Here is a 14968-nt window from a genome sequence, read left to right as displayed (position 1 = left end):
CGAAAGACGGAGTCCGCACGATGCAGCCGACCGATGCGCAGCACCTGGAATTTCTCGCCGCCGCACGCGCCGAAGCGGAAGCCGGCCTCGCCGAAGGCGGCATCCCGATCGGTTCGGTCATCGTCCACGAGGGGCGCATCATCGGCCGCGGCCACAACCGCCGCGTGCAGCGCGGCAGCGCGATCCTGCACGCGGAAATGGACGCGCTGGAGAACGCCGGGCGGCAGCCGGCCGCGGTCTACCGCGACTGCACGCTGTACACCACGCTGTCGCCCTGTGCGATGTGCAGCGGCGCCATCGTGCTGTACGGCATCCGCCGCGTGGTGGTCGGCGAGCATCGCTCGTTCATGGGCGAGGAAGACTGGCTGCGCAGCCGCGGCGTGGCAATCCGGCTCGCCGACGACGCGGCCTGCGTCGCGCTGATGAACCGCTTCATGCGCGAGCGGCCGGAACTGTGGAACGAGGACATCGGCCGCTAGCGCGGCGCCATGGGAATGGCGGATTTCCGGTGGCCGGTCGACGTGCTGCGGCACGAACGAGGGCCGGCAGGCGCCGGCGCTTCGAGCCGGCGCCGTCGAACGCTCCGCGGGCGGCGCAACGCGCGGCCCGCGGAGCGTCCATCGGCTTGAAGCGATCTCAGCCCAGCAACGCCTGCGCGTGATGCAGCAGGTGGTCCTCCATGAACGTCTGGATGAAGTAGTAGCTGTGGTCGTAGCCGGCGTGCGCGCGCAGGGTCAGCGCCTGGCCGGCGGTGCGCGCGGCGGCGTCGAGGCGCCAGTGCTGCAGCTGGACTTCGAGGAATTTGTCGGCGTAGCCCTGGTCGGCCAGGATCGTGCCGGGGAAGGTGTGGCCGTCCTCGAGCAGTGCGACCGTGTCGTAGGCGCGCCAGCTCGCCGCGTCGTCGCCGAGATAGCGCGCAAGCGCCTTCTGGCCCCACGGCACCTGGCTCGGCGCGACGATCGGTGCGAACGCCGACACCGAGCGGTAACGGTCCGGGTTCTTCAGCGCGATGGTCAGCGCGCCGTGGCCGCCCATCGAATGGCCGAAGATGCCCTCGCGATCGAGATCGGCTTCGACGAAATGCTCGCCGAGCACGCCCGGCAGTTCCTTCGTCACGTAGCTGTACATGCGGAAGCGCTTGGCGAACGCGGGCGTCGTCGCGTCGAGGTAGAAGCCGGCGGCTTCGCCGAACTCCCAGTCGCCGGTGGCGCCGTCGATGCCGGTGTCACGCGGGCTGGTGTCCGGGGTGACCAGGATCAGACCCAGTTCCGCGGCCAGGCGCTGCGCGCCGGCCTTGATGACGAAGGTTTCCTCGGTGCAGGTCAGGCCGGCCAGGTAGTACAGCACCGGCGCCTGCTCGCCCTTGGCCAGCGGCGGGCGGTACACGCCGAACCGCATCGTGCCGCCGGTTTCCCTGGATTCGTGCCGGTAGAAACCCTGCACGCCGCCGAAGCAGCGCTGTTCGGAAATCGTCTCGATGGTCATTTGGGCATCCGCTTGTGGGGCGACATTTCCGCGCGAGCGGTCACGGCGCCGGAGGCATTCCAGGCAGTGTAACCACAGCGGCTATGATGGACAGCCCCTTTCTGTTGCCCACAGCCGATGCCCTATACCCCGATCGTCGCCACCCTCGGCTATGTGCTGTCGCCCGACGGCCGGCGCGTCCTGATGATCCACCGCAACGCGCGCCCGGACGACCTGCACCTGGGCAAGTACAACGGTCTGGGCGGCAAGCTCGATCCGCACGAGGACGTGCTCGCCGGCATGCGGCGCGAGATCCGCGAGGAAGCCGGCATCGAATGCACGCAGATGCAGCTGCGCGGCACGATCAACTGGCCCGGCTTCGGCAAGCACGGCGAAGACTGGCTCGGCTTCATCTTCACCGTCACGCGCTTCGAGGGCACGCCGCTGCAGACTAATCCCGAGGGCGCGCTGGAATGGGTCGACGTCGCGCGCCTGCACGAGCTGCCGATGTGGGAAGGCGACCGTCACTTCCTGCCGCTGGTGTTCGATGGCGACCTGCGGCCTTTCCACGGCGTCATGCCGTATCGGGAAGGGCGCATGCAGTCTTGGAGCTATTCGCGGATGTAAGGGTGGGTGGACGGACCTGCATCGACGACGTCGTGGATACCTTCGATGTTCGTCATCCCCGCGAACGCGGGGATCCACTTTGATTTTCTCCGTAGCCGGTCCAGGGCAAGATGGATTGCCGCTTGACCAGCCTTCGGCAGTCGAAAGGCGCCTCGCGGGAATGACGGCCAAAGGAGGCGGGGCGCTTGTCGGCTTCGCTGCTCGCGCTTGCGGATAGGACGGCGCGACCGTCTTCAGTCGGTGGAAGGTTTCAGCTGGTCGAGAAAGAACGCGTACATCTGCGCCGTCTCGCGCTGGCGGCCGAAGCGGCCGCTCTTGCCGTTGTGGCCGCCGTCCATGTCGATCTTGAACAGCAGCGGCCGCGAGTCGGTCTTCGTCGCGCGCAGCCGCGCTACCCATTTGGCCGGCTCGTAGTACTGCACCTGCGAGTCGTTGAGGCTGGTGGTGACGTACAGCGCGGGATAGTCGTGCGCGCCGACGTTGTCGTAGGGCGAATACGCGCGCAGGTAGTCGTAGTAGGGCTTCTCGCGCGGATCGCCCCATTCCTCGTATTCGTTGGTGGTGGTCGGCACGCTGGGATCGAGCATCGTGGTCAGCACGTCGACGAAGGGCACGCCGGCGGCCAGGGCGCGGTAGTCCTGCGGCGCCTGGTTGGCGATGGCGCCCATCAGCAGGCCGCCGGCGCTGCGCCCGGCGGCGAAGACCTTGCTGCGGTCGGCGTAGCCGGCGGCGACCAGCGCACGCGTCACGTCGACGAAGTCGTCGAACGTGTTCTGCTTGTGCAGTAGCTTGCCGGCGTCGTGCCAGGCGCCGCCCAGTTCGCCGCCGCCGCGCACGTGCGCGACGGCGAGGACGAAGCCGCGGTCGAGCAGGGACGCGTAGGCCGGATCGAAGCGCGGATCGCTCGACACGCCGTAGGCGCCGTAGCCCAGCTGCAGCAGCGGCGCCGTGCCGTCCGCGCGCAGGCCCTTGCGGTAGGCCAGCGAGACCGGGATGCGCGTGCCGTCGCGCGCGTCGATGCGGATGCGCACGGCTTCGTAGGCGGACGCGTCGTAACCGGGAACCCGCGCCTGCTTCAGCAGCGTGCGCTCGCCGCTGCGCAGGTCCAGGCGGTAGGTCGACGGCGGCGTGATCAGCGAGGTGATCTCGTAGCGCAGTTCATCGGTGTCCTGCACGCGGTTGTCGCCGAGCGTGGCGGTGTCGTCGGCGGCGTCGGAGCCGAGGTGGAACTGGCGGCCGCTGTGTCGGTCGACGATGCGGATGCCGCGCCGCCCGTCGCTGCGCTCGCCGAGCGCGAGGTAGTCGCGGAACACCGTCATCCGCTCGATCGAGGTGCCTTCCTGCGCGGCGACGACTTCGCGCCAGCCGCGCTTGTCTCCCACGTTCGCGTCGTCGACCTGCACGATGCGGAAATCCGGCGCCTGCCAGTTGCTGCGCACGATCCAGCTGCCATCGACGTGGTCGACGTCGTATTCGATGCCGCTCTCGCGCGGGGCGAGGATCCGCCACGGCGCCAGCAGCGCATTCGCCGGCAGGTAGCGCACCTCGCTGGTGCTGCGGCTGTCGAGCTGGATGACCAGGAAGCGGTCGTCGCCGGTGCGCGCGAGATCGACGTAGTAGCGGTCGTCCGGCTCCTCGTAGACGGTGACGTCGGCGACGGCATCGGTGCCGAGCGCGTGGCGCCGCACGCGCCGTGTGGCGAGCGTGACCGGATCGTTCTCGACGTAGAAGAGCGTGCGGTTGTCGTCCGCCCAGACGATCGCGCCGGAGGTGCCGCGGATCTCGTCCGGCAGGGTTTCGCCGCTGGCGAGATTCCTGATGCGGATCGTGCACTGGTAGCGGCCGGCGGTGTCTTCCGCATAGGCGAGCAGGCGCTCGTCCGGACTGACCACGCGCGAACGCACGTGGTAGTAGGCGTGCCCCGCGGCGAGCGCCGTCTCGTCGAGCAGGAGCTGCTCGTCGGCGGTCTGGCTGCCGCAGCGGCGGACGAAGCGCGGATAGGCGGCGCCGTCGGCGTAGCGCGTCTGGTACCAGCAATGGCGCTCGCGCACCGGCACGCCGGCGTCGTCGGGCGCGATGCGCGAGGTGATCTCGCCGTAGAGGCGCTCGGCCTGCGCCTGCAGCGGCGCCATCGCGCGCGCGTAGTACGCGTTCTCGGCGCGCAGGTGATCGAGCACGTCCTTGCGGCTGCGCGTGTCGTCGCGCAGCCAGTAGTAGGGGTCTTCGCGGTCGCCGTTCGGCGAGGAGACGACGTGGGGAACCTTGCGCGCGACCGGCGTCGCGTCCGCGGAACCGGTTCGCGGCGCAGGTGGGCCGGCGCAGGCGCACAGCGCCAGCGCGGTCAGGGCGGCGCGCAGCGCGCGGTGCGCGCTCGCCTCCGAAGGCGGTCCGTGGCGCATGTGCGGGCGCGCGTCGGCCGCTGCGCCGTCGCTCAGCTCTTGCCGCCGAAGCGGTAGTTCATCTGCACGAAGAACGAGCGGCCGAGCGGGCTGAACCAGCGGTTGGGGTAGTACGGATAGCTGGTCCAGTCGCCCTTGCGGCGCGGTTCCGTGTCGAGCAGGTTGTCGACGATGAGGCTCAGCGTCAGCGCGTCGCTCCAGCGGTAGTTGACCGAGCCGTTGTAGACGAAGGTCGGCGACAGGCGCTTGGTGCCGTCCCAGTCGGGCAGGCCGCCGAGGCGGTAGCCGTACAGCGTGGTGGTGACGGGGTTGTAGTTCCAGGTCACCGAGTAGGAGGTCTTGTCGCGCGGGATCACGTAGTTGTAGAGATCCTTCAGCTCGTCCACGACCGGATCGCCCGGGAACTGCTGCAGCGTGTGGCTGATGACGTAGGTGTAGCCGAGGTCGAAGTCGAACGTGCCGGCGCGGTCGGTCTCCCACTTGTAGTGCGCCTTGACGTCGACGCCCGAGGTGCGGTCCACCGCCGCGTTGATCGGCAGCACCAGCACCGAGGTGATGCCGAGCGGGTTGGCCGGGTCGGTGCCCGGATTGCGCACGACCTGGGTCAGCACCTGCTGGCACAGCGCGGAGTTGATGTCGAGCACGCCGAGGCGGCAGTCCGCCTCCTGGCGCAGGATCGTGTCGCTGTCCTGGTACAGGACCTCGTTCTTCAGCTTGATGTTGTAGTAGTCGGCGGTGATGTCCAGGCCGCGGATCGGCGAGAAGACGAAGCCGTAGGTGAACGAGCGGCTGGTCTCGTTCTTCAGCGTGGTGCTGCCGTGGCTGCGGCCGTTGTAGTCGACGTCGCTGCGGCTGCAGTCGCCGAGGTCGACGTCGGGTTCGTACTGGCGGCAGTAGTAGTAGTCCGGCGCGCTCGAACTCGATCCGCTGAGGCCGGCATACAGGTAGGACAGGTCCGGCGCGCGGAAGCCGGTGCCGGCCGATCCGCGCAGCAGCAGGCTCTCGAACGGGCGGAATTCCAGGCCGACCGACCACGTGAACTTGCCCGACGAGGTCGAGGAGTACTCATAGCGGTCGTAGCGGCCGGCGGCATTCACGTTGAGCATCGAGAAGACCGGCACGTTGAATTCCACGCCGGCGCCGGTGTGGTCGCGCGAACCGACCGCGCCGGTGTTGTGCAGGCCGAAGTAGGTGCCGTCGAGCGACAGCGGATCGGGCTTGAGGCCGTAGTACTGGTTGCCGTACTCGGCCACCGCGGCGAAGCCGACCGGGCCGGCCGGCAGGCGGAACAGCTCGGTGTTGGTCAGGGTCGCGCTGAAGTTCTCCGCGCGGCTGAAGTTGCGGTCGATCGAATCCTGCGTGATCGAGCGGAACTGCTCGACCGTCAGCGGCGTGAACAGGCGGCTGATCGGCGCATCGTAGATCTGGTAGCCGCTGTCGGGATCGATGCCGAGCGAGGGGCCGAGGTAGAGCGCCTGCGCCTTCGCCGAGACCAGCGCCGGCCACTTGCTCTTGAGCTGGTTCTGCGAATGGCCGAACAGCGCCTCGTAGGTCCAGGCGCTGTCCCCAATCGTTCCCTTGACGCCGGTGTTGATCGAGTAGGTGTTGTTGATGTTGCGGATCTTGCCGCGCTCGAAGCCGCCGTTCTCCTCGATCGTGAAGTAGCGGCGCTGCCACTGCTCGATGCGGCCGGTGGCGAGGTTGTAGAACGGCACCGGCGTCGAATCGCCGTTGAGCTGGTAGCTGTTCTGCCACTGCAGGGGCGTGTTGTAGCCCTCCTGGTGCGAGGTGCCGGCCTGCAGGTCGACGAAGAAATTCAGGCTGTCGCTGAGGTGATAGGTGGCGGTGCCGTAGAAGTTCGCCGTGCGGCGTCCGTTTTCGAGCGTGCCGTAGCCGACGTCCTCGTTGCTGCCGCAGTAGTAGCCGTAGTTGCGCCGGTTGGCGTGGAACACCGAGCCGTTGTCCAGGTACGAGAGCGCATCGCAGGTCTCCTTGCCCGGATCGATGTAGTCGCCGTTCTCGTCGATGAGGGCGAACACCTGCGAGGGGTAGGTCGGGATCGGCGAATCGAGCTTGGAGTCGGTGTAGCGGCGCTGGAAGCCCCACAGCGGCGCCTTGTGCATGAGTTCGAGCGAGAACACGGAGTCGAAGTCGCCGCTCGACCAGCCGCTGGTGATCTGCAGGCGCTGCGAGCCGGCGCCGCCGTGCTGGGTGTCGCCCACGCGCAGGTCGACCGTGGTGCCGTCGACCTTCTGCTTGAGGATGAAATTGATGACGCCGGAGACGGCGTCGGAGCCGTACACCGCCGAGGCGCTGCCGGACAGGATCTCGACCCGGTCGATCATCGACGCGGGAATGTTGGAGATGTCGGTGAAGTTGCTGTTGCCGCCGTAGGACTGCGGGTAGTCGGCGATGCGCCGGCCGTTGACCAGCACCAGCGTGTGGTTGGGGCCCAGGCCGCGCAGGTCGACCGCGATGGCGCCGTTGGAGAAGCCGTTGGTGTTGGCGTTGTTGTCGAGCGAACCCAGGTTCTGGGTCAGCGAGGTCATGATGTCGTAGGTGCTGGCGAAACCGTTGTTGCGGATGTCGGTCGCCGTGATCACGACCACCGGCGCCGGCCCCTCGACCTGCGCGCGCGGGATGCGCGAGCCGGTGACGGTGAGCTTCTCCAGCTCGGCCGGCGGCTCCTGCGGCGGCGGATTGCTCTCCGCCGGCGCGGCCGCTTTCGTCGCGGCCGGCGCCGCGGCGGCCGGCTTCGGCGCGCCCGGCTTGACCACGACCGTGTTCGCGTCGGTGAACTCCGAGGTGAACGCGGTGCCCTCCAGCAGCTTGCGCAGGCCGGCGGCGGGGCCGAGCGTGCCGCTGACGCCGGGCGACTGGGCGTTCTCGAGATTCGCGCCGGAGGTGAGCACCTGCACGTGCGCCTGCTTGGAATACTCGATCAGCGCGCCGGCCAGCTGCTGCGGGGCGATCGCGAACTCCACCCGTTCCGGCGCGCCCTGCGCCTGTGCCTGCGCGTCCGCGGCCAGGAACGGCGGGGAGAGGAACGACAGGACGGCGCTCAGAACGAACGAAACAACCCGATGCGGCGAAACCGCGCGACTACCCATGGACATCCCCGTTGCCGCGGCAACGGCGCGGCTCGGGAGCCATGACGGACCAGCGGCCGGATTTTGAAATGCGCCGGTCACGAAAGCGTGTTCGTCCGGTCCGGCCCGCTTCGGCGTGCTTCGCACACGGCGCCGCCGTTCCCGTGCTGAGGAGAACTCGGAAATCCTCAGTGTCGTCATCCCCGCGAAAGCGGGGATCCATTTCGATCTTTCCCGAGTACGATCAAAAGCACGATGGATGACCAGTCTTCGGCTGTTGAAAGGCGCCTCCCGCGTTCGCGGGAATGCCGAAATGGTTGCGGTTCTCGTGCTGGGTCCCCTTGCAAGGAAGTGGCTTGCGGGGCTTGTGCAGTGGTGAGCGAACCCGCTCAGCGCGCGCCGCGCGCCGCCGAGATCGTCACCTGCCCGGACTCGCCGCCGACGTGCACCGGCAGGATCTTCGGCAGCGCGCGCAGCCAGCCGTCGAGCGCGCCGGGGTCGACGGTGCCGGTGAAGGCGAGCGTGCCGAGCTTCGCGTCAGCCAGCACCAGCGGGCGCGTCGAGTAGCGGTTGATGTTGGCGACCACCGAGTCGAGCGGCTCGTTGACGAATTCCAGGCGGTGCTCGCGCCAGCTCGTGGCCCGGTTCGGCGGGATCGCGCTGACCGTGAGGCCGGACGCGCGCGGATCGAACGAAATCTGCTGGCCGGCCACCGCTTCGAGCGTGTCGGCCGCGGCGACCTTGCCGATCGCCGCGCCTTCGCTGCCCGCCACGCGCACGCGTCCCTCGGCCACCGCGATGGTGACGCGCTCGCCGGTGCGGCGCACGTTGAAGGCCGTGCCGACCGCGCGGATCGAGATCTTGCCGGCGGCGACGATGAAGGGCCGTGCCTTGTCGTGCGCGACCCGGAAATACGCCTCGCCCGCGCCGAGGTCCACGTCGCGGCGCGCGCTCGTGTAGCGCGTGGTCAGGCGCGTCGCCCCGCCCAGGGCGACCTGCGAGCCGTCGGACAGCGCGACGTCGCGATCGACCGCGACCTCGGTGGCGTAGCTGGCGCTTTCGACCGCGCCCGCGCGCAGGCGGTCCCGCAGAACGGTGCCGACGGCGACGGCGGCGAGCAGGAACGAGGCGGCCAGCGCGAACGGCCACCAGCGCCGCGGCTGCGCCGGTGCGAATTCGCGCGCCAAGCTCCGGCGGGTTTCGGCGTCGAGCGCACCGAGCTGCGCGCCGAGCTCGCTCACGCGCGCGAACGCGTCGGGATGGCGCGGGTCCTGGCCGTTCCATTCCAGCCAGCGTTCCTCGCTGTCCGCGGCGCGGCGCGGATCGCGCAGCCGCACCCACCAGTCGGCGGCGGCACGCAGCGGCGTGGCGGAAGTCGGATCGGGACGTTTCGGTTCCATGTCAGGGATTCTCCTGGGCGTCCAGGCGCTCGCGGCAGTGCGCCATCGCGCGCGCCACGTGGTAGCGCACCATGCGCTCGCTGAGCTGCATCTGCCGCGCGATCGCGTCGAAGTCGCGGCCCTCGATCGCGTGCATGACGAAGGCCGCGCTGGTCTTGCGCGGCAGTTCGCGCAGCGCCTCGCGCACCAGCCGCAGCTGGTCCGCCGCCAGCGCGCGGCGCTCGGGTGCCGGCGCGGCGAGCCATTCCTCGAACAGGTCGGCGAGCGGCTCGTCGTCGGCCGCGTCGGCGCGGGCGTTGCGCTGGCGCAGGCGGTCGACGGCGAGGTTGGAGGCGATGCGGAACAGGTAGGCACGCAGGAAGCCGACCTGCTCGGGATGCTCCAGCCGCAGCAGGCGCACGTAGGCTTCCTGGGCGACCTCCTGGGCTTCGGCGAGCGAATCCAGGCGGCTGGAGAGGAAGGCGATCAGGGTGCGGTTGTGCTCGCTGAACAGGCGCGCGACCTGCGCCGCGTGCGCCGTGCCGGCGCCCGCCACGGGTCGTGCGCGCTCGAGTTCGTGCTGGCTGCTCGCCGGGTTCACGCTGGGGTCCGCCATGCCGCGTCCACGCCTAGACGAATGGCCGCGACCGGATTGAAATCGCGGGGGTATTGCCGTGCCGACGATACCCCGAAACGGGTCTGCGCCCGGCTTTTCCTTCCCCGCAGCCGGGGGTACCAAAGCGGGGGGCCGGCGCATTTCAAAAATCCGCGTCGAACTCGTCCTTGTCGAGGGAGCGTCGAGACCCTTTTGTCTCGTCATCCCCGCGTTCGCGGGAATGACGCGATCAAGGCTCTTCGACGCGCCCCGAGGGAGCGGTTCTGTGGCACTGGCCGCATGGCTCCCGCTTGTCGCCATTGCCGATCAAGGAAACCGCCGCATGCGCAGCCCCGTCATCGCCGCCCTTCTTTGCCTGATCTGCGCGACGGTCGCGCCCGCGGCCGTCGCCGACGGCGCGCCGAAGGCGCGCGACTACCGCGACCGCAACTTCGACTATTTCGTCAGCGGCGATCCGTCCGCGCCGCGCGCCGCGCACACCGAGTTCGGCCTGGCCCTGATGGGCGGCGGCGGCAACCCGGATGCGGCCTACCGCTTCATCGCCCAGCGCGCCGGCGGCGGCCACATCGTGATCCTGCGCGCGGTCGGCGACGACAGCTTCGATCCGGACGACGGCAATTACGGCCGGTCCTTCATGAAGGAGTGGGGGCCGGTGGCCTCGGCCGAGACCATCGTGTTCCACAACCGCCAGGCCTCGTCCGATCCGCGCGTGATCGCCGCCCTGAAGAACGCCGACGGCATCTTCCTCGCCGGCGGCGACCAGTCCAATTACATCCGCTACTGGAAGGGCACGCCCGTGCAGGAGGCGCTCGACGCGCACGTCGCGGCGAACCGGCCGATCGGCGGGTCGAGTGCGGGCCTGGCGGTGCTGGGCCGCTACAGCTACGGCGCGCTCGACGGCGGCAGCATGGAATCGAAGGTCGCGCTGGCCGATCCGTTCGACCAGGGCGTGACGCTGGAGCGCGATTTCCTGCATTTCCGCTTCCTCGAGGACGTCATCACCGACACGCATTTCTCGCAGCGCCATCGCCTCGGCCGGCTGATCGCCTTCCTCGCGCGGCTGCGCGCGGAAGACGCGGGGAGCCGCGCCGGAAAACTGCTCGGCATCGGCGTCGACGAGAAGACCGCGCTGCTGATCGGCGCCGACGGCGTCGGCCGGCTCGCCGCGGGTTCGCCCGGCAGCGCCTGGATCGTGCTGCCGCAAAAGGCCGCCAAGAGCCTGACGGCGGGCAAGCCGCTGTCGATCGCCGACGTTCGCCTGGTGCGGCTGGACGGCCAGGGCAGCATCGACCTGAAGACCCGCCGCGTGCAGCAGCCGGCCGCCGACTTCGCTGTCTCGATCGAGGGCGGCAGGCTGATCGGCGATTCGCCCGCCGCGGCGATCCTGACGCGCGACCAGCCCGAGCCGGGCGAGAACTGAGCCGCGTGCCGGAGTCAGGCGTCGGCCGGCCGCGGCTTTTCCGCCGGGTCGTCGCCGAGCGAGCGCGCCGCCTTCCAGCCGACCCAGCCCGAGCATCCCGCCGCCAGGATCGCCAGCGCGGCGAAGCCCGGCAGGGTCATGCCGAGCGCGCGCAGGCCGTTGAAGCCGCTGGTGATGACGAGGTCGCCGAAGCGCCAGACCGAGGTGTCGATGAAGTTCTTGGTCTTGTAGCGCGTCTCGGCGTCGACCTGCGTGTAGAGGCTGTCGAAGGCCGGCTTGAACACGCCGTAGGCGCTGGCGCGCGTGACCACCGCGACGATCGCGATCCAGGCGCCGCTGAACACGGCCAGGCCCGCCAGCATGACCGCCTTCACCGCGCCGTCGAGCGCCAGCGCCGGCGCCGGTCCGGCGCGCACCATCAGCGCGCGCGTCACGGTGAGCTGCAGCGCCGCCTGCAGCAGGTTCGCGCAGAGGTCGATGCCAGCGGCGAAATCCGTGCGCGCCTCGCGGGTGGCGTAGGTCGCGCCGCTGTAGTCGGTGAGCAGGGCGTAGATGACCGTGCCGACCGCATCGCCGAGCAGCATCAGCAGCGCCACGCGACGCATCAGCGGCGATTTCACCGTCTCCACCGCGCCGGCGAGGAAGCTGCCGCCGATCACGCGTTCGTTGCGGCGTTCGTCGCCGGCCACAGGGTGGCTGCGCGACCAGCGCGACAGCGCGAAGATGCAGGCGATCGAGCAGCCGAGCAGCGCCGCGGAGACCACCAGCAGGCCGGACACGCCGATGACGAACACCAGCGCCTTGGTCAGGGCCGGGCCGACGATCGCGCCGACCGCGCCGCCGAGCGCGATGATCGGGAACAGCCGCCGCGCCTGCGCCGGATCGAACAGGTCGGCCATGAAGCTCCAGAACACCGACACCACGAACAGGTTGAACACGCTGCCGTAGACGAAGAAGGCCGAGCCGAGCAGGCGCGCGTCGATCGAGTCCTGCGCGTTGAACAGCGGGATGAAGGCGACCATGCCGGCGATGAAGAACAGGTACACGATCGGCACGAAGCGCCGCCGCGGGAAGCGCGCCACGAGCGCGCCGAACAGCGGCGCCAGCGCCAAGGTGGCGACGAAGGTGGCCGCGTAGAAGATCGGCAGCGCGGTCGAGCCGACCGCGGCCGAGAGCTGGTCGCGCACCGGCCGGATCACGTAGTAGGCGGCCAGCACGAAGAAGAAGTACGCGAAGGAAACCGCGACGGCGAAGACTTCGTGGCGCTGGATGGCGGGACGGCTCGTCACGGGGGTTCCTCGAAGGCGGCGCAAGCCTAGCATGCGTCGGTTTCTTCGCTGCTGCTTGTGGGAATGTCGCCGACGTGCCGGCAAAAGCCGGTTTCTCGCAGAGGCGCAGAGGGCGCAGAGAGAAGCATTGAAGAGTTTTTCTCTGCGGCCTCTGCGCCTCTGCGAGAGAAGCTTCCGCATCAAGCGGCAGGACAGCGGTATCGCTATCATCGCGCGATGACGACGCCGACGCTTTGCGCGATCCACGTGTTCCCGATCAAGTCCTGCGCGGCGTGGATCCGCGACGAGGCCGAGGTCGAGCCGCGCGGCCTGGCCGGCGACCGGCGCTGGATGGTCGCCGACGCGAACGGGCGCTTCCTCACCGCGCGCCAGCATCCGCGCCTGACCCTGGTGAACGCCCGGGACGACGGCGATGCGCTCGTGTTGAGCGCGCCGCGCATGCCGTCGCTGCGGCTGTCGCCGCCGCAGTCGGAGGCGCGCATCGAGACGACGGTGTGGAAAAGCACCGTGCAGGCGCAGGTCGCGGATGCTGCGGCCGACGCCTGGATCAGCGCGTTCCTCGGCCTGCCCGCGCGCTTCGTGCACATGGACGCGGCCTGCGTGCGTGCGGTGAGCCCGGACTACGGGCAACCCGGCGACGAGGTGAGCTTCGCCGACGGCTATCCGCTGCTGCTGATCTCGCAGGCCGCGCTCGACGCGCTCAACGCCAGGCTCGAGCGCCCGGTGCCGATGCTGCGCTTCCGCCCGAACCTGGTCGTGGCCGGCACCGGCCCGCACGCCGAGGACGACTGGAAGCGCATCCGCATCGGCGCGATCGAGTTCGACGTGGTCAAGCCCTGCACGCGCTGCGTGTTCACCACGGTCGACTACGAGCGCGGCGAATTCGATCCCGCCGGCGAGCCGCTGCGCACGCTCGCGCGCTACCGCCGCACGCCGCAGGGCGTCACCTTCGGCCAGAACCTGATCCCGCGTGGGAGCGGAACCTTGCGCGTCGGCGATGCGGTCGAGGTCCTGCGCGCGGCCTGACCGCCGTGCCGAACGGGGCGGGCGGCGTCTGGAGTAACGGCTCTAACCCGGACGCATACGCTCGCGCGATGACCTACGACTACGTCATCGTCGGCGCCGGGTCCGCCGGTTGCGTGCTCGCCGACCGGCTCAGCGCGAACCCGGCGCATCGCGTGCTGCTGCTGGAAGCCGGCGGTCGCGACTGGCACCCGTTCATCCACATGCCCGCCGGCCTGGGCAAGCTGTTCGCGCTGCGCGACATCAACTGGGACTATTCGACCGAGCCGGAGCCCGCGCTGCAGCAGCGCCGGCTGTGGTGGCCGCGCGGCCACGTGCTCGGCGGATCGAGTTCGATCAACGCGATGTGCTACGCGCGCGGCGTCGCCGCCGACTACGACGAATGGGCCGCTGCGACCGGCGATCCGCGCTGGGCCTGGCCGAGCGTGCTGGAGGTGTTCAGGCGCGGCGAGGACAACGCGCGCGGCGCGGACGCCTGGCACGGCGTCGGCGGCCCGCTGACGGTGTCCGACCTGCGCCACCACAACGTGCTGTCGCAGGCCTTCATCGACGCCGCCGCGGCGTTCGGCATCGCGCGCAACGACGACTTCAACGGCGCCACCCAGGAAGGCGTCGGCTACTACCAGGTCACCCAGCGCGACGGCCTGCGCTGCTCGGCCGCCACCGCCTACCTCAAGCCCGCGCTCGCGCGCGCCAACCTGCACGTGCGCACGCGCGCGCGGACCACGCGCGTCCTGCTCGACGGTACGCGCGCCGTCGGCGTCGAGTACCGTCGCGGCGGTCGTCTGCAACGCGTCGAGGCGGGGCAGGTGCTGCTCTGCGGCGGCGCGGTCAACTCGCCGCAGCTGCTGATGCTGTCGGGCATCGGCCCGGCCGACCACCTGCGCGAGCACGGCCTCGCCGTCGCGATCGACGCGCGCGGGGTCGGCGCCAACCTGCAGGACCACCTGGACATCTGCACCCTGGTGCAGTCCACGCGCGACGTCACCTACGACAAGGTCAGCGACGTGGCCGTGATGCTGGAGTTCCTGTTCCGGCGCAGCGGCATCGGCACCTCGAACATCGCCGAGGCCGGCGGCTTCGTGCGCACGCGCCACGCCGCCGATGCGCGCTGCGACCTGCAGTTCCATTTCGTGCCGGCCCTGCTCGACGACCACGGCCGCAACAAGCTGCCCGGTTCCGGCTACACGCTGCACACCTGCTTCCTGCGGCCGCGCAGCCGCGGCTCGATCCGCCTGCGCTCGGCCGACCCGTCGGCCAAGGCGCAGATCCATGCGAACTATCTCGGCGACGCCGAAGGCTTCGACCTGAAGATGATGGTCGAAGGCGCCCGCCTCGCGCGCGAGATCTTCGCGCAGGCGCCGTTCGCGCCGTACCGCGGCGCCGAGATCTTTCCCGGCGCCGCCGCGCAGAGCGACGCGGAACTGGTCGATTTCGTGCGGCGCAAGGCCGAGACGATCTACCACCCGGTCGGCACCTGCCGCATGGGCCGCGACGACGCGGCCGTGCTCGACGGCGAACTGCGCGTGCGCGGCGTCGACGCCCTGCGCGTCGTCGACGCCTCGGTCATGCCGACCCTGATCGGCGGCAACACCAATGCGCCGACGATGATGATCGCCGAGCGCGCGGCGCAGCTGCTGCTCGCCGGCTGACGCGTGCGTG

General features: G+C 69.9%; 11 protein-coding genes. 5 read left to right on the top strand and 6 right to left on the bottom strand.

Annotated features, from left to right (window positions below; all coding sequences use genetic code 11):
* Positions 1-20 precede the first annotated feature (20 nt).
* Positions 21-479: a nucleoside deaminase gene (locus ACFO6Q_RS17045; RefSeq protein WP_380022319.1), complete on the top strand. Its 459-nt coding sequence runs from the start codon at positions 21-23 to the stop codon at positions 477-479.
* A 157-nt stretch (positions 480-636) separates the two neighbouring features.
* On the opposite strand, the gene fghA is transcribed toward ACFO6Q_RS17045, so the two are convergent.
* The gene (fghA, locus tag ACFO6Q_RS17040; RefSeq protein ID WP_380022318.1) at positions 637-1485 is read right to left on the bottom strand and encodes an S-formylglutathione hydrolase; all 849 of its coding nucleotides are present in this window, start codon (positions 1483-1485) and stop codon (positions 637-639) included.
* A 117-nt stretch (positions 1486-1602) separates the two neighbouring features.
* Here fghA and ACFO6Q_RS17035 point away from each other — a divergent pair, with 117 nt between their 5' ends.
* Positions 1603-2091 (top strand): NUDIX hydrolase, encoded by a 489-nt coding sequence (locus ACFO6Q_RS17035; RefSeq protein WP_380022317.1) that lies wholly within the window; start codon positions 1603-1605, stop codon positions 2089-2091.
* Between the two features lie 233 nt (positions 2092-2324).
* Here ACFO6Q_RS17035 and ACFO6Q_RS17030 read toward each other — a convergent pair whose 3' ends face one another.
* From ACFO6Q_RS17030 to ACFO6Q_RS17015, 4 genes are all read right to left on the bottom strand, one after another.
* Positions 2325-4490, bottom strand: a complete 2166-nt coding sequence (locus tag ACFO6Q_RS17030; protein WP_380022316.1) for a S9 family peptidase — start codon at positions 4488-4490, stop codon at positions 2325-2327.
* 32 nt (positions 4491-4522) lie between these two features.
* Positions 4523-7600 (bottom strand): TonB-dependent receptor, encoded by a 3078-nt coding sequence (locus ACFO6Q_RS17025; protein WP_380022315.1) that lies wholly within the window; start codon positions 7598-7600, stop codon positions 4523-4525.
* A gap of 368 nt (positions 7601-7968) precedes the next feature.
* Positions 7969-8979 carry a FecR family protein gene (locus ACFO6Q_RS17020; RefSeq protein ID WP_380022314.1) on the bottom strand — a complete coding sequence of 337 codons (1011 nt, stop codon included), beginning with the start codon at positions 8977-8979 and terminating at the stop codon, positions 7969-7971.
* 1 nt (position 8980) lies between these two features.
* Entirely contained in the window at positions 8981-9574 is a 594-nt protein-coding gene (locus tag ACFO6Q_RS17015; protein ID WP_380022313.1) for an RNA polymerase sigma factor, read from the bottom strand.
* A gap of 322 nt (positions 9575-9896) precedes the next feature.
* Here ACFO6Q_RS17015 and ACFO6Q_RS17010 point away from each other — a divergent pair, with 322 nt between their 5' ends.
* On the top strand, positions 9897-10994 hold the full coding sequence (locus tag ACFO6Q_RS17010) for a cyanophycinase (RefSeq protein ID WP_380022312.1): 1098 nt from the start codon (positions 9897-9899) through the stop codon (positions 10992-10994).
* A 14-nt stretch (positions 10995-11008) separates the two neighbouring features.
* Here the strand turns inward: ACFO6Q_RS17010 and ACFO6Q_RS17005 are convergent, their stop codons facing one another.
* On the bottom strand, positions 11009-12463 hold the full coding sequence (locus ACFO6Q_RS17005; RefSeq protein WP_380022311.1) for an NTP/NDP exchange transporter: 1455 nt from the start codon (positions 12461-12463) through the stop codon (positions 11009-11011).
* 36 nt (positions 12464-12499) lie between these two features.
* On the opposite strand from ACFO6Q_RS17005, the gene ACFO6Q_RS17000 reads away from it, so the two are divergent.
* Both ACFO6Q_RS17000 and ACFO6Q_RS16995 read left to right on the top strand, forming a co-directional pair.
* Positions 12500-13309 carry an MOSC domain-containing protein gene (locus ACFO6Q_RS17000; RefSeq protein ID WP_380022310.1) on the top strand — a complete coding sequence of 270 codons (810 nt, stop codon included), beginning with the start codon at positions 12500-12502 and terminating at the stop codon, positions 13307-13309.
* 68 nt (positions 13310-13377) lie between these two features.
* Entirely contained in the window at positions 13378-14958 is a 1581-nt protein-coding gene (locus tag ACFO6Q_RS16995) for a GMC family oxidoreductase (RefSeq protein ID WP_380022309.1), read from the top strand.
* Positions 14959-14968: the final 10 nt, after the last annotated feature.

It is taken from the genome of Dokdonella ginsengisoli (assembly GCF_042652785.1).
In the GTDB taxonomy this organism is placed as follows: Bacteria; Pseudomonadota; Gammaproteobacteria; order Xanthomonadales; family Rhodanobacteraceae; genus Dokdonella_A; species Dokdonella_A ginsengisoli.
The sequence above is the reverse complement of the archived record's forward strand: the minus strand, read 5'-3'. Positions and strand labels throughout refer to the sequence as shown.